General features: G+C 55.7%; 14 protein-coding genes. 9 read left to right on the top strand and 5 right to left on the bottom strand.

Features of this window, described 5'->3' with window-relative positions; translation table 11 throughout:
- Positions 1-4: 4 nt before the first annotated feature.
- On the bottom strand, positions 5-1,009 hold the full coding sequence (locus tag FHS18_RS03890; protein ID WP_183597142.1) for a phosphotransferase enzyme family protein: 1,005 nt from the start codon (positions 1,007-1,009) through the stop codon (positions 5-7).
- Between the two features lie 604 nt (positions 1,010-1,613).
- On the opposite strand from FHS18_RS03890, the gene FHS18_RS03885 reads away from it, so the two are divergent.
- The 3 genes from FHS18_RS03885 (at position 1,614) to FHS18_RS03875 (ending at position 6,003) form a co-directional block, all read left to right on the top strand.
- Positions 1,614-2,579, top strand: a complete 966-nt coding sequence (locus FHS18_RS03885) for an HD-GYP domain-containing protein (protein WP_183597140.1) — start codon at positions 1,614-1,616, stop codon at positions 2,577-2,579.
- Positions 2,576-4,270, top strand: coding sequence for a methyl-accepting chemotaxis protein (locus FHS18_RS03880; protein ID WP_183597138.1), 1,695 nt, complete (start codon positions 2,576-2,578; stop codon positions 4,268-4,270). The genes FHS18_RS03885 and FHS18_RS03880 overlap by 4 nt, the downstream gene beginning before the upstream one ends.
- A 401-nt stretch (positions 4,271-4,671) precedes the next feature.
- A complete protein-coding gene (locus FHS18_RS03875) occupies positions 4,672-6,003 on the top strand; it encodes an arabinan endo-1,5-alpha-L-arabinosidase (protein WP_183597136.1) in 1,332 nt (443 codons plus the stop codon).
- A gap of 180 nt (positions 6,004-6,183) precedes the next feature.
- Here FHS18_RS03875 and FHS18_RS03870 read toward each other — a convergent pair whose 3' ends face one another.
- On the bottom strand, positions 6,184-7,134 hold the full coding sequence (locus FHS18_RS03870) for an ArsR/SmtB family transcription factor (protein WP_183597134.1): 951 nt from the start codon (positions 7,132-7,134) through the stop codon (positions 6,184-6,186).
- A gap of 382 nt (positions 7,135-7,516) precedes the next feature.
- Here FHS18_RS03870 and FHS18_RS03865 point away from each other — a divergent pair, with 382 nt between their 5' ends.
- Positions 7,517-8,185 (top strand): bifunctional 2-keto-4-hydroxyglutarate aldolase/2-keto-3-deoxy-6-phosphogluconate aldolase, encoded by a 669-nt coding sequence (locus tag FHS18_RS03865; protein WP_183597132.1) that lies wholly within the window; start codon positions 7,517-7,519, stop codon positions 8,183-8,185.
- A gap of 87 nt (positions 8,186-8,272) precedes the next feature.
- On the opposite strand, the gene FHS18_RS03860 is transcribed toward FHS18_RS03865, so the two are convergent.
- Together FHS18_RS03860 and FHS18_RS03855 are read right to left on the bottom strand one after the other, a co-directional pair.
- Positions 8,273-9,250: an aldo/keto reductase gene (locus FHS18_RS03860; protein WP_183597130.1), complete on the bottom strand. Its 978-nt coding sequence runs from the start codon at positions 9,248-9,250 to the stop codon at positions 8,273-8,275.
- A gap of 184 nt (positions 9,251-9,434) precedes the next feature.
- Positions 9,435-10,226 carry an SDR family NAD(P)-dependent oxidoreductase gene (locus FHS18_RS03855; protein ID WP_183597128.1) on the bottom strand — a complete coding sequence of 264 codons (792 nt, stop codon included), beginning with the start codon at positions 10,224-10,226 and terminating at the stop codon, positions 9,435-9,437.
- A 247-nt stretch (positions 10,227-10,473) separates the two neighbouring features.
- Between FHS18_RS03855 and FHS18_RS03850 the strand changes: the two genes are divergently transcribed.
- The 3 genes from FHS18_RS03850 to wsfD are packed head-to-tail and all read left to right on the top strand — an operon-like array spanning position 10,474 to position 13,339.
- On the top strand, positions 10,474-11,457 hold the full coding sequence (locus FHS18_RS03850; protein ID WP_183597126.1) for a glycosyltransferase family 2 protein: 984 nt from the start codon (positions 10,474-10,476) through the stop codon (positions 11,455-11,457).
- Complete coding sequence (locus FHS18_RS03845) at positions 11,454-11,909, top strand: GtrA family protein (protein ID WP_183597124.1); 456 nt, start codon at positions 11,454-11,456, stop codon at positions 11,907-11,909. Before FHS18_RS03850 ends, FHS18_RS03845 begins: the two co-directional genes overlap by 4 nt.
- Positions 11,906-13,339: a glycan biosynthesis hexose transferase WsfD gene (wsfD, locus tag FHS18_RS03840; RefSeq protein ID WP_183597122.1), complete on the top strand. Its 1,434-nt coding sequence runs from the start codon at positions 11,906-11,908 to the stop codon at positions 13,337-13,339. Before FHS18_RS03845 ends, wsfD begins: the two co-directional genes overlap by 4 nt.
- A gap of 89 nt (positions 13,340-13,428) precedes the next feature.
- Here the strand turns inward: wsfD and FHS18_RS03835 are convergent, their stop codons facing one another.
- Positions 13,429-14,232, bottom strand: coding sequence for a DUF3800 domain-containing protein (locus FHS18_RS03835; protein ID WP_183597120.1), 804 nt, complete (start codon positions 14,230-14,232; stop codon positions 13,429-13,431).
- A gap of 874 nt (positions 14,233-15,106) precedes the next feature.
- On the opposite strand from FHS18_RS03835, the gene pelF reads away from it, so the two are divergent.
- Together pelF and FHS18_RS03825 are read left to right on the top strand one after the other, a co-directional pair.
- Complete coding sequence (pelF, locus tag FHS18_RS03830) at positions 15,107-16,885, top strand: GT4 family glycosyltransferase PelF (protein WP_183597118.1); 1,779 nt, start codon at positions 15,107-15,109, stop codon at positions 16,883-16,885.
- A 4-nt stretch (positions 16,886-16,889) separates the two neighbouring features.
- Positions 16,890-17,309 (top strand): hypothetical protein, encoded by a 420-nt coding sequence (locus tag FHS18_RS03825; protein ID WP_183597116.1) that lies wholly within the window; start codon positions 16,890-16,892, stop codon positions 17,307-17,309.

The following is a 17,309-nucleotide window of genomic DNA, read 5'->3' as shown; positions in this document are numbered from 1 at the left end:
TTCCTTATGAAGTGGTTCCGTTTAACCCGTCTATCAATGAAATTCCGCTCGTAATCCGCATGCGGCAATCTCGCAGAAAGTCGCTGGTCCAATCATCGGGCTGGCTTAAATCCCAGCTTCGGTGCATCCCGACGTACACGATCATATCGCGCAGCCGCAGGAAGAGCGGGAGCTGAGCTAACCAACCATCAGGCAACTGGCGGCCCTCCTCGGTATAGCCTTTTTCAAAATGGTCCTTGAACAGTTCGTACTGCACCAGCCGCTCGGCCTTCGAATCTTCCCCGAATACATATAACAAATAATAGAGCTGGACGGCGATGTCTTCGGCATACCAGCTATACTGGCATTCGTCAAAGTCGAAGAGCGTCAGCTCGCCTGATTCATCCACCGTGAAATTCCCCACATTGATATCGCCGTGAATAAGGCCGAAAGCAAAATCCGTCACAGGCAAGCAAGCCACCTCGGCTAGAAGTTCATCAAGGGCCAGCAAAACGTCCTCCTGCTCAGCCGGGATATAAGCTCTTGCCTGCAAGAGGTAGGCATTGTGCTCCCAGGTATGTCTACGTGCTCGAGGCTGGTAGCCCTTGGACAGTTCATGGAGCCGACCGGTCATGCGCCCGCATTGTTCATACAGGCTGGAGTTCCCCAGGCATTCCGGGTATCCGATTTTACGACCGGGGGCGTAAGTAAAGGAGGTCGCGTAGAAGTCGATCCCTACGCCTTGGATTCGTTCGATATCCTCCTCGCCTACCGACGGCACGGGCACCGAGACCGACAACCCATGTTCTGCCACATAACGAATCCATTCGAGCTCAGCCGCAATCCCTTCTAAAGTGCGAAGCGTGCTCGGAGTAAAACGAAGCATATACTTCAGCCCGTCCCGCATGTAGGCATAAATAAAGTTCTGAAAGCCGCCAATAAACGTCAGGTCGGCGGGACTGATCCCGAATCGAGCAGCGCCTGCCGCGGCATGGTGGTCTAGAAAGTTTGATTTTGTGGTGGGGTCCATGGGGCCTCCTTATCTATCGTTCTGAGCTGTGTTGAAAAAAGTCACCTCAATCTCTATAGCTATCTTAGTGACCCAAGTTTTGACAGTCAATGAAAAAGAGCAAACCGATCAAGGAGTGAAACGACGGTTTTGTTACTTGGTTACGTAAAGCGTGTCCCCGCAGGGGACGTCAAGCGAAGCCCAGCACGCAGCTAGGCTGTCCGCACCACGTTGAGGTCACCTCCACGAGGCATCAAAGCCGCGAACGAAGCTCGAACCAAGAGCTTTGTCCAAGCGGCAGGTGGCATGCATCATAAGCATGCCACCTGCCAGGACAAAAGCGGGCTACCATCTAAAGGACACATCGAAGACGGCCGCGTAACGAGCGACGCTGATTATGGGTGTCCAGAGGGTGATAACCCTCGGAACCCCCTCGGAGGAGGGGGCTTGGGGGAGGCGAAATAAAGGGGTGTCCAGAGGGCGAAGCCCTTGGTTCCCTCCAAAGGGAGGGGCTCGGGGAGAAATTTACCCGCCGCTCACTTTCATTTCAGGTTCATTTCAGATTCAGCCTTTATGCTTGGTTCAACGGAACTAGGGAAATGACAGCGTGAGGGGCGTAAGGCGGATGAATTTATCGTCGATCGGCATTGCCAAATGGGTCGATCATCCTGTGTTGATGAGAGTGTTGACTTGTGGATTTTTCGTGATTCATATGAGTTTGAGTATCATGCAAGCGGAGCAGCTGGTGCTGTATCTGCTTTATACCTTAACGATCGTGGCGGCGGGCATTACGTTCTATCGCCAGCCGGCTTGGGTAGCGGGCGCGATCGTGCTGCTGACGGTGGCCATCCACCATGGATTCCGGGAGCACGGGATGCCGCTCTTCGCATTCCTGACGATGGAGCTGCCGCTGAGCTTCCTGCTCATGACCGTCTCCCGGGGGCAAGCGAAGAATTACATCCACGCCAGGCAAAATACGCTCGATATCGTTCTGGCGATGTCGAAGTCGCTCGACTCGCGAGACCCGTATACCGCCAGCCACTCGGACCATGTCGCCAGGCTGGCGACCGAGATTGCGCGCGAGATGGGATTGCCGAAGAAGCAGCTCGAGTCGATCTATATCGGCGGGCTGCTGCACGATATCGGCAAGATCGGCATACCGGAGGCCGTGCTCCAGAAGCCTTCGCGACTGACCGATCTGGAGTACCAGACGATTAAATCGCACAGCGCCAAAGGCTACGACATTCTGAAGCATATCCCGCAGCTGAAGGATAACGGGATTCTGGATATGGTCCTGCACCATCATGAGCGCTACGATGGCGGCGGGTACCCCAAGGGGCTTTCGGGCGAGCAGATCCCGCTGACGGCGCGAATCATGGCCGTCGCCGATTCGTTCGATGCGATGGTCTCGAAGCGGGTCTACCGCGAGCGCAGCTTCGGGCTCGAGCAGGCCATCCACGAGATCGAGAAGGGCAAAGGCACGCAGTTCGATCCGGCAATCGCCGATGTATTCATCGGCATGCTCCGCAGCGGCAAAGGGCTGGAGGAGCTTCGCATACCATACCGGCAGGAAGAGGAGGAAGCATCATGACACAACGATTGCGTTCGATACGAGGAAAAATCATTAGCGGCTTCCTAGGCGTGACGCTGCTATTCGTGGCCGCCATTGCAGGCAGCAGCCTGGTGCAAACGAAAGTAACGATGACGACAGATGAAGTGAATCGTCAGCTGGACCAGCTGTCGAGCTTCCAATACATGACCAATCTCGTCCGTCAGGTCGATGACCACGCGGTGCGGTATTTGCTCACCGGGGGCGAAGAGGAGCGGGCGACGTACGACAGCAGCGTGGAGAGAATGAGCAGCTTCTTCGATATGTATAAGAGCGATGAAAGCCTGACAACGTCCGAGCTGGCTGCCGTCGAGGAGCTGGAACAAAACTGGCAGACGTATCTGGACCAGCTGACGGCCGCGATCGACAGCTACAGCGCAAGCGGCGAGGCATCCGCAGAGACGCTGCTTGCCCAAATGTCAGCCGACGACGTGCTTGCAAGCTTGGATGAGCTGCAAGGTACGCTCAAAACGGAGATCGATACGAAGCAAGCCAATATCGAGACGTACCGGAGCTTCACGATGATCGCCAGTCTGAGCATTACGGCAGCCGCGATCGTCGCGGCGATTATCATTGCGTTCGGTTTGACCAAGCGCATCACGAAGCCGATTCAGCTCGTGGGCCGACAGCTGAAGCAGATTGCCGAGGGCGATGCCGATCTGTCGCAGCGTCTAAGCGTCAAATCGAAGGATGAGGTCGGCGAGATGGCGCAGCATTTCAATCAGATGCTCGAGAAACTTGGGGGCATGATTACGAGCATCAGCGTAACATCGGAGCAGATTACGGATTCCTCCGGCCGATTGAAGGAAAGCGCCAAGACGACCCGCGAAGCATCCGAGTCGATTACAGGCACGATGCGCGAGGTTGCGATCGGGACGGACAAGCAGGTCGAAGACTTGAGCCGTAATGTGCAGGCAGTGGCCGAGATTGCGCTAGGCATTGGGCATATCGCCCAAAACATGGAGGCCGTAACCGGCCACTCGATCCAATCCGCGAACTTGGCCGGTGACGGCAAAGCGAACGTGGAAGCGGTCGTCCGCCAGATGACGACCATTCACGAGTCGATCCAGGCGTTGTCGGGCGTCATCAACGGCTTCGTCGACCGTTCGAAGGATATTAGGCAGATTATGAATGAGATGTCCGAGATTGCAACGCAGACGAATTTGCTCGCGCTTAATGCCTCCATCGAGGCGGCTCGCGCCGGCGATCAAGGCCGCGGCTTCGCCGTCGTGGCCGGCGAAGTGAAGAAGCTCGCCGAGCGCTCCACGCAGTCGGCCGAGCGTGTGCAAGAACGTGTCATGGCCATGCAGTCCGAGGCTGCCCATGCCTCCTCCGTTATGGATGCGAGCTGGCAGCAGGTAGAGCAGGGGATGACGATCGCCAAGGATGCGGGGCACTCCTTCACGAACATCCAGCAGGCGATCGACGAGGTATCCGGCCAGATTCAGCAGGTATCCGCGGCGATCGAAGAGATTACGGCAAGCACGGAGGAAATCTCCGATTCGATGAAAATGGTCGCTTCGATTTCGTCGCAGACGGCATCGGGAGCGGAATTCGTCTCGGATGCGGCCGTGAAGCAAAAGCAATCGGTCGTCGATTTTGAAGCCTCGGCGGACGACCTGGCGGTTATGGCCGCCGAACTCCAGCGTGCATTAGGCCAGCTGCGTACGTAAGCGGCCTCCGACTTGCGGCATGGCGGCTATGCCGATCCGACTGCCTGTGGCAATAAGTAAGTCACGACTATAAGACTCGCATCGCATAATGATCCCCCTGCTCTTGTCGCATTAGAGCAGGGGGATTATGCGTTTAGCTAGATTTTTCCCCTGCTTGGCAAGCTTCGCCTGACGTCTTTGAAGAGGATCTCTTCGGGGCCGCAGGCGAGGCTTGTTTGTCTTTTGCGAGTGGGCGGTACGGGTGGCAATTCATGCGGGAGCAGGGAACTTTTTACAAACGGGAGTTGATGAAACCCCTTTCTTAGGTATATAATAAATTTACTAAGCGAATAACATAATTATTAATTATCCACTGAGAAAGCTTGTTGGTCTGATTATGCTGCGGGGGGATTGATCTTATAATGGAAGCGCTTAACTATAAGCGGCTGCTGGCTGATACTTCGCTTGATCTCGAGGAGCGTAATTGGGGCATCTATAATACGCATGACCCGTCGATCTTCAAGGATGGCGATTTGTATTATGTGTTCTCGACGGACACGGTGGCTGGCGACATGCAGGGGTTCACGTTTCGCGGTGGGATCCAGGTGCGGCGCTCTTCCGATCTTATCCATTGGGATTGGGTCGGCTATGCGATGGACGGCGTACCGGCCGATGCCAAATCATGGACAGGCGCAGTCGGCATGTGGGCACCCGAAGTATGCAAGATCGGCGATCTGTATTATCTGTATTATTGCGCCTCGCAGTTCGGCAAGAACCAATCCTTCATCGGCGTGGCGGTGAGCTCATCGATCGAAGGCCCTTGGACGGATCTGGGCGAGGTCGTCAAGACGAGTCCGGCCGACGCGCCCAATGCGATCGATCCGAACCTTGTGGACGACCGGGAAGGCCGATTGTGGCTTGTCTACGGTTCCTTCTTCGGGGGCATCTACGCGGCGGAGCTGAACCGGGCAACCGGCAAGCTGCTGCTGCCGGGCTTCGGGACGCTCATCGCCCGCAGGGATAAAACCCGCGAGGGAGCGGTGGAAGGACCCTACGTCATCTACCATCCGGAGCATGACTATTACTATTTGTTCGTCTCCTATGATTCCTTATTCTCGAATTACAATGTGCGCGTAGGCCGCTCCAAGCAGATTACCGGCCCTTACGTCGATTATAACGGCCACGAGCTGACCGATATTGACCGCTTGCCTCCGCATGAGATCGGAACAAAGCTGATGGGCGGCTACCGCTTCCGGGGGGAGGCCGGCGTGCTCGCACCCGGCCACAACTCCATTCTGCGCGAGGGCAGCCGCTACTATATCGTACATCATGAGCGTTCCGAGCAGTCGCCGAAACATTTCGCGATGCAGGTGCGCGAGATCCATTGGACGCTTGAGGGTTGGCCGGTCGTATCGCCTGAGCGTTATTCCGGCGTGTACCGGCGTTCGGTACGATCGTCCGAGCTTCCTGGCGCCTGGGAGTTCCTCGTTCATCTACGGCAGTCGGATGGATTGGCAGCCTCGGAGATGATCCGGCTCCTGCCGGGCGGCAGCCTCGCGAACGGGCATGGCCGTTACGAATGGCGCGATACGGAGCTGACCGTGCGTTGGAACAAAGTGTACGAACTGAGCGGAGAGCCGATCATCGTCAAAGGAGCGGTGTTCCGCGGCTACGACTGGAGCCAGCGCTGCGAGACGCTGCTATTCTCGGGACTCGATCAGCGCGGTACGGCGGTATGGGGCAAGCGCAAGTAGCCTTAAGCAGATCGATAGACAAGAGAAGCCTCCGGGGCTGCCATACGGCAGCGCCCGGAGGCTTCTGGCTTACTTAGAGAGTCAGCGGTCGATATAACTAGCCTCTCTTGATGGAGAGGATGGCTAGGGCGCAATAGGCGCTTGCGCTCATCGCCCTAGCCGTTTGTTTGTCCGAACAATCTAGCTCTCGACTGCTGCGGCTTCGCCGCGCGGAGTGGTGTCCTTCTTGTAATACAGCTTGAATTGAATATCCTGATTGTAGTTGCCGTAGCCGGATCCGAAGAGGGTCAGGCCCCCTACATTCGCCGCATCCTCGAGGACGGACATCCGGAACGTCCACTGCTTGCGCTTGATGTCCAGCTGCTCTAACGTCACGTCGGACATCTGCTGTCCGTCGATGAACGTTCCTTTGTCGTTGATCTTCAGCACCTTGAGCAAGCCGTATTGGTTGATCTCGTCCCACCACCATTCCGGGGTGTACTTGCCACGGTTGCCGCCGCCGAAGTCGCCGGGGCTTGTCCATGTGCCAACATGAAAGCCGTTGAGCATGAAGTGAATGTCCGACGGCCAGTTCTCGTTCGCATAAGGCGCCTCGGACGAAATCTCCATCGATACTTCAAGCTCCATCGGATCCTCGTTCTTGAGCAGGAAGTTCGGCACGCGATATTCCACATAGCCTTGCCCGAACCATAGAATCTTAGCGTTGACCCGCTCAGGATCGAGGAAGTAGCGGGGCTCGTCGAAGATCCCGATTACTTTCTCCGTCGTCGCAAGGCCGCAGGTCGGCTCAACGTTGAAATCGGTGTAATGGCCGACCGATACTTCCGTCAAATGGTACTCGCGAGGTACTGCCTCATCGCGGGTCGGGAAATCGATTTCAATGAAATCGGTAATAAGCGTACAAACCTTCTTCGCGCCGCCCTTGCCCGATACCATCGTTGTGCGGATCAGTCCGGCTTTCTCGAGTTTCTTGACATGCATGGTCATAATGGCGCTGCTCAAGCTGAGAGCTTGCGCCAGTTCTTTAATATTCATATTCTGCTTGGCGAGCAGTTGTATCATTTCGATCCGAACGTTACTGGCCAGTGCTTCGTACACGGGCAGCCATTTCTGCGTGACATCTATTCGCATGAGCCCTCCGAAAGAAATTCGTATATTTACAAATCAATCATACAAATATTAATAGGTTCCTTCAAGGACAAATAAACGCGTTTTCTTATATTTTTATTGAAAAAGCGATAATCGCTCTGAAAACGATTGGATACGATGGGAAATCGCGTCAATCCGGCCATCGTAAGATCGTCGCGAATGCGGGCAAATGAACGGAATGAGCATGTTCCGGCTGTGAGATGTTCATTTGGAAGGGCAGGAAATCGCTTCCCCGCTGACGAAGAAGTAGGAGGATGATCTAAGCAGATCGGCAAGTGCAAGGTGAGCACGACTGATGCAGGACCAGATGAATGGCAGCGAGCTTGCCATCTGAACTTATCGGTAAAGGGGACTTACACGAGCAATGAAGAAACTGAAGCTGCTTCAACAAGTATCGCAAGAAGGCGTCGTAGCCGTATTACGCGGCGAATCGCCTGAAGATGTATTCGAGATGGCGACCCAATGTATCGAGGGCGGTATCAAAGTCATCGAAGTGACGATGACCGTACCTTTCGCGCTGCAAGCGATCGAGCGTCTGGCCAAGACGTATTCGAGCGACACGCAGGACCCGTCCAAATATGCGATTATCGGCGTCGGCACCGCATTGGATCCCGAGACGGCGCGCGCAGCGATTCTCAGCGGCGCGGAATTCGTCGTCGGCCCATCGCTGAACCCGGCCACCGTCGCGCTGTGCAACCGCTACCGCGTGCCGATTATGCCAGGGGTCATGACCATTAAGGAAATTCAAGAAGCGCTGGAGCTCGGCGTCGACATCGTCAAGCTGTTCCCAGGCAATCTCTACTCGCCGTCGATGATCAAGGCGATCAAAGGCCCGTTGCCGCAGGCGAACATTATGCCAACCGGCGGCGTGACCCTCGACAACCTTGGCGAATGGATTAAGGCGGGAGCGGTAGCCGTAGGTATCGGCTCCGACCTGACGACCGAAGCGGTCAAGCAGCGCAATTATAATCTGATCGCGCAGCGTTCGGCGCAATACGTCGCAGCCTATCGCGCCGCGAAAAGCTTGAACTAATCGCATACGCCGCGTGAATAACAAACAAGCCGATTCTCTCCTTGCTGGAGGGGATCGGCTTGTTTTTTTGCCTATAGAATTGGTTGCTTACGGCATATTCTTGCCGCGTTGGCTGATAAGCAGCCTGTACCATTCCGCGCGCGACAGCTCGATCGAGGAGGCATCCTTGCAAGCGCGGATGCGGTCCGGATTGATCGAGCCGATGACCGGCTGGATGCCCGCTGGATGGCGCATGAGCCAGGCGAGCACGATCGCTTCGGCCGTCGTATTCTTCTCCTCCGCCAGCTGCTGGACGAGCTTGGCGGTGCGGACAATATTCTCCGGCTTGCCCTCCAGATCGCGTCCGGAGTAGATTCCTTGGGCGAGCGGACCCCACGATTGCAGCTGAATTTTGTTCAGGCGGCAGAACTCAATGGTTCCCTCTGGGAAAATCGTCTCCTTGGCCGCTTCCTGATTCAGATGGATGCCGGCTTCGACAAAGCTGTTTTTGAGCAAACTCAATTCCAGCTGGTTAACGATGAACGGCTCGTCCGTGTAAGCCTGCAGCAGCTTGATCTGCCCCTCGCTCATGTTGGAGACGCCGAAGTGCCGCACCTTGCCGGATGACTTCAGCCGCTCAATCGCGCTTGCGACTTCTTCTGGGTCTACTAGCGGATCAGGACGGTGAAGGAGCAGAATGTCGATGTACTCGGTGCCCAGCCGCTCGAGAATGCCGTCAACGCTGGATAGAATATGCCGCTCGGAGAAATCGAACTGATGCGGGTTTTCGTCGCTTTCGTGCAAGCGGATGCCGACTTTGGACTGGATAACGATCTGTTCGCGCAGCCCCGGCCGATCTTTCAGAATCTGGCCGAAGACGCGCTCCGCTTTGCCGCGGGTATAGATGTCGGCATGGTCGAACATCTGGATGCCGATCTCCAGCGCCGCGTCGACTGCGGCATGTCCTTCCCGGTAGTGTTCGTCGGTGAGAGGAGTTGCGGCGTCCCAGTTGCCGCCGAAGCGCATGCAACCGAGCACAAGCCGGCTGTTCGTTATATCGCGTTGCTCAAGAGGGATCGGTTTCATAAGGACAAGACCTCCGGAATGGCGTAATAGTTTGGACTGCATTTCCATTATAGTCCAGTAGGCATCGGGACTAACAGTACTGAAATGTTTATCACGTAATGTATCCGCGCATACCAACTTCCCTGCAGTATAGTAGCTATCCGCCAATCCTTTTCCCTCGATTTGCCGCATACGAGGTTGTTTGTTATCGTTTCATGCCTTCCTCCATATCGAGCGCGCCATCCGGATCGTCCATGTACGCGACTTCCTCGTCATCGAATAGATTCTCCAGATAGATTTGGCCTAAATGATCCATGATGTTCACGTTGAACAACATGCCGCTGCTGCTGCCTGCCGGGAGCGAAGCCAGCTTGCCGAGCATCGGGAGAATGGTCTCCGGCTCTTCCCCGTAGAACGGATTCAGTTCGGTGCGGATCGCGCCGGGGTTCAGAATATTGATCAGAATGCCGTGCTCGCGTTCGGAAGCTGCGGCCACCTGGGTCATTTTGTGCAGACTCGACTGGGCGACGGCATAGGCCGGGAAGCCATTCTCGCCGACGTGGATAACCCCGGGCATGATGTGCACGACCCGGCCGGACTTCCGCTCCCGCATGTACGGAAGGACAGACGCGGTTACCAGCGACACGCTCGTCACGAGATCCTCGAAGAACTGCGTGTAATACTCGAATGCCCGCTCCTTCTCCGCGCGCCGGACATGGTTGGTCGTATTGTTCACCAGCACGTCGATCACGCCGTATTCCTCGATCACCTGCTGCACCATCGCGCTTACCTCCAGCGGCTGCGTCACATCGGTGAAGAAGATCGTCGCTTGCTTGCCTGCCCGAAAAATCTCGTTCGTAATCTCCTGCAGCGTCTCCGACTCCTGATCGCATAGAATGACGATCGCGTCCTCCATGGCGAACATCTTCGCGGCCGCGCGTCCGACCTCGCAGCCGGCTCCGTTAATGAGCACAATCTGCTGCTGTTGCTCTGTCATGCATTCGTCCACCTTTCCAAGCTCGCCTAGGTTTGCCAACATGCCCTTAGTATGCGTTGAAGCGAGATGAACCATGTTTCTAACGCAACTACTTTCGGGACAACATCGTCTTCTTTACTAGCAGCGTTCGAGGATATGAATTTTTTGTAGCGTTTCGGGGCACGAACTTGATCGAATGTGGAAAAATAGGGTAAAACTAGTAAAGTAAATAGGTGCGTGAGCAATGAGGAAAGGAAGTGAACGTGCAATGAAGGAACGTCCAGTGCTCGGGATCGTTGTTCCGTGCTATAACGAGGAGGCGGTGCTGGGAGAGACGATCGCCCAGCTTGACGCGGTGCTGTCCGCCTTGATCGCCGAGGAGCTGATCTCGGGGCGCAGCTTCATGCTGTTCGTGGACGACGGTAGCAAGGACCGCACCTGGGAGCTGATCGCCGAGCATCGCGCGTTTCATCCGCATGTGGCGGGCCTGAAGCTGGCGGGGAACGTCGGGCATCAGAGCGCCTTGCTTGCCGGGCTGATGGAGGCGAGGGTGCTTGCGGACTGCGTCATCTCGATCGACGCGGATCTGCAGGACGACGTGCGCGTGATCCGGGATTTTGTCCTCAAATATATCGAAGGCTTCGAGATCGTCTACGGCGTGCGGCGCAGCCGGGACACCGATACCTGGTTCAAGCGGACGACGGCGCTTGGCTTCTACCGGTTCATGGATCGGATGGGCGTGAAGGTCGTGAACAACCACGCCGATTACCGCCTCATGAGCCGAAGGGCGCTCGATGAGCTCGAGCGGTTCAAGGAAGTGAATCTGTTCCTGCGGGGACTCGTCCCGATGATCGGATTCCGCAGCACGAGCGTGTATTACGACCGGTTGGAACGGTTCGCCGGGGAGTCCAAATATCCGCTGCGGCGGATGATCGCTTTTGCGCTGGAAGGGATTACGTCGCTCAGCATCCGCCCGATCCGGCTCGTGACGGCGGCGGGGTTCATCATGTTCGGCGTCAGTCTGCTGGCTGCGCTCTATGCGATCATCGCGAAGTTGACGGGGGAAGCCGTCTCCGGCTGGACGTCGCTGATCGTCTCGATCTGGTTCATCGGGGGCGTGCAGCTCGTGTCGCTCGGGCTGATCGGGGAATACGTCGGCAAAATCTACCGGGAAGTGAAGCGCCGTCCGCTCTATACGGTCGAGACGGAGCTGTTGCCCGAATCGCTGCAGCATAGCAGGGTTGCGCCATGAAGCTGCTGCAGCACAGCTTCGTCCGGTTCGTGCTGGTCGGCATTATGAATACGTTGATCGGCCTGACGCTCATCTACATCTGCCTCAACTGGCTGGGGTTCGGCTATTGGGCGTCGACCTTCATCGGCAACACGCTCGGAGCGGTGAACAGTTTCTTCATGAACCGGAGCTTCACGTTCCGCTCCGGGAGCGGTATCGCGAGCACGGCTTGGCGATTCGCGTTGCTGACCCTCGGCTGCTGGCTTCTTGCTTACGGCTTGGCGGACAAGGGGGCGGAGGTGCTGGCCAGGCAGCTGCTGCCCGGACTGCAGATGGAGATGACGGAGCGGACGATACATAATATCGCGGCCTTGGCCGGAAGCGGGCTCTACACGATTCTGGGGTATATCGGCTCAAGATGGCTCGTGTTCCGCAAGGCCAAAGAAAAGATAGAGTGGGAGAGCGTGAGATGAGAAAGTTGGCTTCACTTGCAGCTATTACGGCTGCGGCCGCTGCTGTGTTGATGATCGTGCTGCTGCTGGTCCGGCCATTCGTCGGCGTAGCGGACAATGGCGATTTTTTGCGCGTCATGGGTACGGTAGGGCTCAATTACGGCGATCCATCGGCTTCATACGACGATCAGTTTTTCAAATACGCCCATGCGCAGTTCAGCTACGATTCCTTCTTCCGGGGCGCATACGTGTCGACCCAGATCATTCTGGTGCTGGCCGCGCGAGTGATCGGGGCGGTGTTCCATCCCTCGGCTTTTGACGTGCGCATTCTCGGCGCGTTCTACATCGTGCTTATGACGGCAGCGATCTACTGCCTCGTCCGGTACGGGAGCAAGCTGTCGCGCTGGACGGGGATTGCCGTTGCGTTATGCGCTTTCGTCATGTTGTGCGATATCGGGTATTTGGCCTATTTCAATTCCTTCTTCGGGGAGCCGGTCTCCTACGTCTTCATGCTGCTGACCATCGGGCTTGGGCTGCTGCTGACCCGCCAAGAGCGGCCGTCGCGGAAGCTGCTCGTGCTGTTCTTCCTCTCGACGCTGTTCCTGGCCTGTTCGAAGATTCAGAATGCCCCGATCGGGGGCGCGTTCGCCATCATCGGCTTGCGATTCGCCGGACTCGGCCGGGACATCCGCTGGCGGAAGCTGGCGTACGGCTGGTCGGCGGCCCTTTTCTTGATCGCCGTGATCATGTATGTCGCGGCGCCGAAGGATCTGAAGCATATCAATCTGTACCAGACGGTCTTCTTCGGCGTGATGAACGGTTCGCCCGACGTCGAAGGGGATCTGGAGGAGCTGGGGCTGCCACCGAGATTATCGGTGCTGGCTGGCACGAATTATTTTCAGACGGATACCGCCATTAAGCAAAATGACCCTTCACTCAAGCCGGATTTCTACGACCGGATCTCGCATAAGGATATCCTGCTGTTCTACCTGAAGCATCCGGGGCGGCTCATCGACAAGATGGAATACGCCGCCGAGAATGGGATGACGATCCGTCCCTATTACCTCGGGAACTACGAGAAGGAAGCGGGCAAGCCGCCGGGAGCGGTCACGTCTGTGTACAGCGTCTGGAGCGAATTCAAGCTGCACCAGCTGCCGAACAAGCTATGGTTCATCGCGCTGGTCTATCTGCTCTACTACGCCGCCGCGGCGTACGAATACTTGCGCCGTCCGCAAGTCCGCAGCCGAAGGGCAGTGGAGCTGTTCATGCTAATCGGCTTGGTGGGCATCTTCTCCTTCCTGATCCCGATCCTCGGCGACGGTCAGGCGGACATGGCCAAGCATCTGTTCTTGTTCAACGTTTGTTTCGATATGATGATCGTTACCGCGATCGCCTACGCGGCATTCTACGCCGAGAAGTTGGTTCGTGGCAGAAGGGCATCTTATAACTAATGAACAAGGCCTCCCAGACTAGGGAGGCTTCTTTAATTGCGTCTGGAGTTGAACGAGGGCACGACGTGCATGATCTTCTTAAGGAGTAATTATTGCATTAAATATTGATCGTAGTTGTTGGCAATAAATAATTGGAGATAATCGCTAAAGTTCACTTCCGTTAGTTCTCTTGAGTGAGTCCATTCAAAGAAACGAATATTCTCTAGGAATGAATAGAATTTATCGTTCTTGATAAGGTCGATGACTAGTTCATTCTTGAACCTAACTGTGTTCGAAAAACTGCTTGGTTTATTTAATATTACCGTCCTCATTAATCCCAAAAGGAGGTCCGTCAACTCAATGCCAATCTCCTCTCTTTTGGGAATAAGCTCACTCTCTTTAATGATGAACTGTTCTCCACGATAAATAGATTGGATGTTGAGCTGCTCTTTCATGACTTCGTTAAGTTTAAAGTCTTCGTACTCTCGGGACTTTTCGACTTTGATGTCAGCTTCAATGTATAGATTCTTACCGTATCTTCTCAATAGTCCGTAAATGATCCGTTCCGGGAACTTTGTGTATATCATCTGCTCGGCCATAAAAGAAGCAAACCCTTTTTTCTCGATAAGGGAAAAGTCATAATTAATTACAGTGCATTTAATGAATTTTCCGTGATTTGTTATCAGCGAAATGGCATCCCTAATGTTTTCCCGCGTAGTTGCGTGGCCTGAATATTCTTTCCAGTGCAAATTGATCTCGCCATCACGTAATTTTTGGGACATTTTTGAAAAGTGTGCTGTATTGTACAAAACAGCAGGTATAGACATTCCGCCCATTAACGTAGGTTTGTCTTTTCGTTTTCCGCTCTCATCAAAGAAAATATTCAATTTTTCAGTTTTAATTTCTTCGGCCATTTTCCTCACCTACGTTTGACAAGTGTATGTTTTTTGTTTAATATATCAATACAACGTTACGTCTCATTCACGGATGCGATGGTACGTACATAGAACTGTGAGTAGCTCGGTCCCAGAGGCCGCGCAAAAGCATTCGAACAACCCTAACTACCTACAAGGTGGTTTTTTTGTTTTTATACCCCTTTTTCGAAACGCCTCTTCTTGAACAAGCTCCGTACTTCATTTCATTATATTCCTTTTTTATGATTTTATCTTTAACATATTTCTTGCTGATATCACATATTGCTTGAATTCCCCCACTATCTTACGAACCCCTCTCACGAATAATCATGCCAGTTTGTTTGAGCCCAATACAGTAAGCGTGTCCACGTAGTGGACGTCAAGCGAGAGTCAGCTCGAATGAAGCCACAAACGCCGAACAATCAGGTCACCACCACAAGGCATAAAAGCCGCGAACGAAGCTCGAAGTCAGAGCTTTGTCCATAGCAGATTGCATAACTACTGCAATCCGCAAGGACAAAAGCGTCTCCACGCTCGAAAGGACAGATCGAAGACGGCCGCGTCACGAATCTAGCCCCTTACGGGCGTCCAGAGGGCAGTTGCCCTCTGGTTCCTCTCCAATGGAGGGGGAAGGGGCGAGGGAGAAAGGTAGTGAAGGGGCGAGGATAAAAAAAGAGGTTCAAAAGGGCGCAGCCCTAAAACAATATTAGCGGGTCGCAAGGGCGGCAGCCCTAGCTACGCAACAAGGCGGGTCACAAGGGCGGCAGCCCTAGCTCGCGGGCTCCAAGGGCAGCAGCCCTTGGTTTCCCGGCTAAAATTAGCCGCACCTGCTCATCCTAAACACAACTGGGAATAAAGGGGGGGGCGAAGACCAATGGAGGGCAAACTAAAGGTGATGCTCACGACCGAAGGGACCTATCCGTTCCATCAAGGAGGGGTCAGCACGTGGTGCGACATTCTGGTCAACAGGCTGAGCGCCGTGGAATTCATCGTCTACAGCATCACGATGAACCCGTTCGTGACGCAGAAATTCCGCCTGCCGGCAGACAGCACGCTGTACGCGGTGCCGCTGTGGGGAACCGAGGAGCCGAGCGAGCACCTAAGCGTCCCTTTCCCGCACACCTATCAGCAGAAGCTAGAGACGGGCGACCAACCGGTCCGCGAGCATTTTCTGCCGCTGTTCACGGCGATGATCGAAGAGTTGATCGCGGAGGTGAAGAACCCGTACCGGTTCGCGGACATTCTGCTCGGCCTGTATCTCTACTTCGAGCGCTACGAATATAAGGCGACGTTCAAAAACGAGCAGGTGTGGGCGCACTACAAAAAAATGATCCTGAAGGCCGCCTCCGACAAACGAACCGGACTGAGCCAGCCGGATATATACGGCCTGGTGCAGAGCCTCGGCTGGGTGTACCGGTTCTTCAACATCGTCAATACGCCGATCCCGCCGGTCCATGTGGCGCATTCCTCGGCGGCGGCTTTTTGCGGCATTCCGTGCATCTTGGCCAAAAAGCTGAACCAGACGCCTTACATGCTGACCGAGCACGGCATCTACCTGCGGGAGCAGTATTTGTCGCTGTCGAACCGGGGGTATTCCACCTTCATGAGCAAATTCCTCATTCGGATGATCCATTCGATCACGAGCGTCAATTACGCGTTCGCCGACCAGGTGTCGCCGGTCTGCCAATACAATATGCGCTGGGAGCATCAGTTCGGCGTGTCCAAAAGGCGAATCGACGTCATCTACAACGGCATCGACACCGAGGTGTTCAAGGAAGCGCCGCCGCGCAGGCCCGGGGCGCCGGTCATGGTCATGGTCGCCCGCGTGGACCCGATCAAGGATATCAAGACATTCATGGAAGCGGCGCGGATCGTGCTCGACTTGCAGCCCGACGCCAAGTTCATCGTCTACGGTTCGGTGAGCGTCCCGGCCTATTACGAGGAATGCGTCGAGCTGCAGAAGCAGCTGAAGCTCGGCAATGCTTTCATCTTCGCAGGTCATGCGACGCAGATGGCCGCCGCTTACCAGAGCGGAGATATTATCGTGCTCTCGAGCATATCCGAAGCGTTCCCGTATTCGGTCGTCGAGGCGATGATGACCGGCAAGCCGGTCGTGGCGACCGATGTAGGCGGCATCTCCGAGGCACTCGGCGACGCGGGCATTCTGGTGGAGCCGCGCAACCCGCAAGCGCTGGCGGAAGGCATGCTCGCCTATATCGGCAATCCGGAGCTGCGGGCGGAGATCGGCCGGGAGGGGCGCGAGCGGGCGCTCGGGTATTTTACGCTCGACCGGGTATTGGAGCTGCATCTGAAAAGCTACATCAAGCTGGCCACCCGCGCGGAGGAGCGCGTTCTTTCCACGACAGCCGGGGCAAAAGAAACGCAGCCTGCCCGGGAAGAGGCGGCCCCGCGCCTCATGCAAGAAGAGGCGATTCGGGAAGCTGAACGCCACGGCAAGAGCGGCAGCCTGCGCGAAGCGATCGCGATGTACCGGCAGGCGCTCGCGGCGATGCCGGATTCCCCGCAGGCACCGTATATCCTGACGGAGCTGGCGATGCTGCATAACCGGCTTGGCGAATACGACGAGGCGCTTGCGGAGCTGACGCGCTGCGAGATTATGCTGGCACTCACGGCAGATCGGAGGATCGGATAGCGCGATGAAAGTACCACGCAAATCGTTACGCGGCTACGAGGCCAAAGCGGTGAAGGAGTCCTATCAGCAGCTGCAGCTGCTGCACGAGAGACGAATGGCCGGCTTGAACGAGGAGCTGCTGATGCTGCAGGAGGACAACGAGCGGCTTCATGTGGAGGTGGAGCTGCTGACCGCGAAGCTCACGCCAAGCGAGACGATCCATTCGGACAAGCCCAGCTATGTGGAGGCGGCCGAGGATGCGATGATGGCGGCGCATCATGAGCAGACGAAACGAATCGGCCAATTGATGGCGCAATTGGAGGCGCTGCAGGAGGAGCAGCGGCAACAGCTCGCGGAGAAGGAAGCGCAGCGGACCGAAGTGCTGGCGCGGATTCAGGAGCGGTTGGCGCACGCGTTCGAGCAGTTTCAGGCGAAGGAGGGATAG

The organism is Paenibacillus phyllosphaerae, from assembly GCF_014192105.1.
GTDB classification, from domain to species: domain Bacteria; phylum Bacillota; class Bacilli; order Paenibacillales; family Paenibacillaceae; genus Paenibacillus_Z; species Paenibacillus_Z phyllosphaerae.
Note: the sequence above shows the minus strand (reverse complement) of the source record. Positions and strands in the feature narration are given on the sequence as shown.

Bases quoted from the DNA above. Each gene is read 5' to 3' on its own strand.
- FHS18_RS03845 (WP_183597124.1), top strand. From the start codon at position 11,454: ATGAAGCTGCTGCAGCACAGCTTCGTCCGGTTCGTGCTGGTCGGCATT.
- FHS18_RS03885 (WP_183597140.1), top strand. From the start codon at position 1,614: ATGAATTTATCGTCGATCGGCATTGCCAAATGGGTCGATCATCCTGTG.
- pelF (WP_183597118.1), top strand. From the start codon at position 15,107: ATGGAGGGCAAACTAAAGGTGATGCTCACGACCGAAGGGACCTATCCG.
- FHS18_RS03880 (WP_183597138.1), top strand. From the start codon at position 2,576: ATGACACAACGATTGCGTTCGATACGAGGAAAAATCATTAGCGGCTTC.
- FHS18_RS03850 (WP_183597126.1), top strand. From the start codon at position 10,474: ATGAAGGAACGTCCAGTGCTCGGGATCGTTGTTCCGTGCTATAACGAG.
- FHS18_RS03870 (WP_183597134.1), bottom strand. From the start codon at position 7,134: ATGCGAATAGATGTCACGCAGAAATGGCTGCCCGTGTACGAAGCACTG.
- FHS18_RS03825 (WP_183597116.1), top strand. From the start codon at position 16,890: ATGAAAGTACCACGCAAATCGTTACGCGGCTACGAGGCCAAAGCGGTG.
- FHS18_RS03875 (WP_183597136.1), top strand. From the start codon at position 4,672: ATGGAAGCGCTTAACTATAAGCGGCTGCTGGCTGATACTTCGCTTGAT.
- wsfD (WP_183597122.1), top strand. From the start codon at position 11,906: ATGAGAAAGTTGGCTTCACTTGCAGCTATTACGGCTGCGGCCGCTGCT.
- FHS18_RS03860 (WP_183597130.1), bottom strand. From the start codon at position 9,250: ATGAAACCGATCCCTCTTGAGCAACGCGATATAACGAACAGCCGGCTT.
- FHS18_RS03855 (WP_183597128.1), bottom strand. From the start codon at position 10,226: ATGACAGAGCAACAGCAGCAGATTGTGCTCATTAACGGAGCCGGCTGC.
- FHS18_RS03865 (WP_183597132.1), top strand. From the start codon at position 7,517: ATGAAGAAACTGAAGCTGCTTCAACAAGTATCGCAAGAAGGCGTCGTA.
- FHS18_RS03835 (WP_183597120.1), bottom strand. From the start codon at position 14,232: ATGGCCGAAGAAATTAAAACTGAAAAATTGAATATTTTCTTTGATGAG.
- FHS18_RS03890 (WP_183597142.1), bottom strand. From the start codon at position 1,009: ATGGACCCCACCACAAAATCAAACTTTCTAGACCACCATGCCGCGGCA.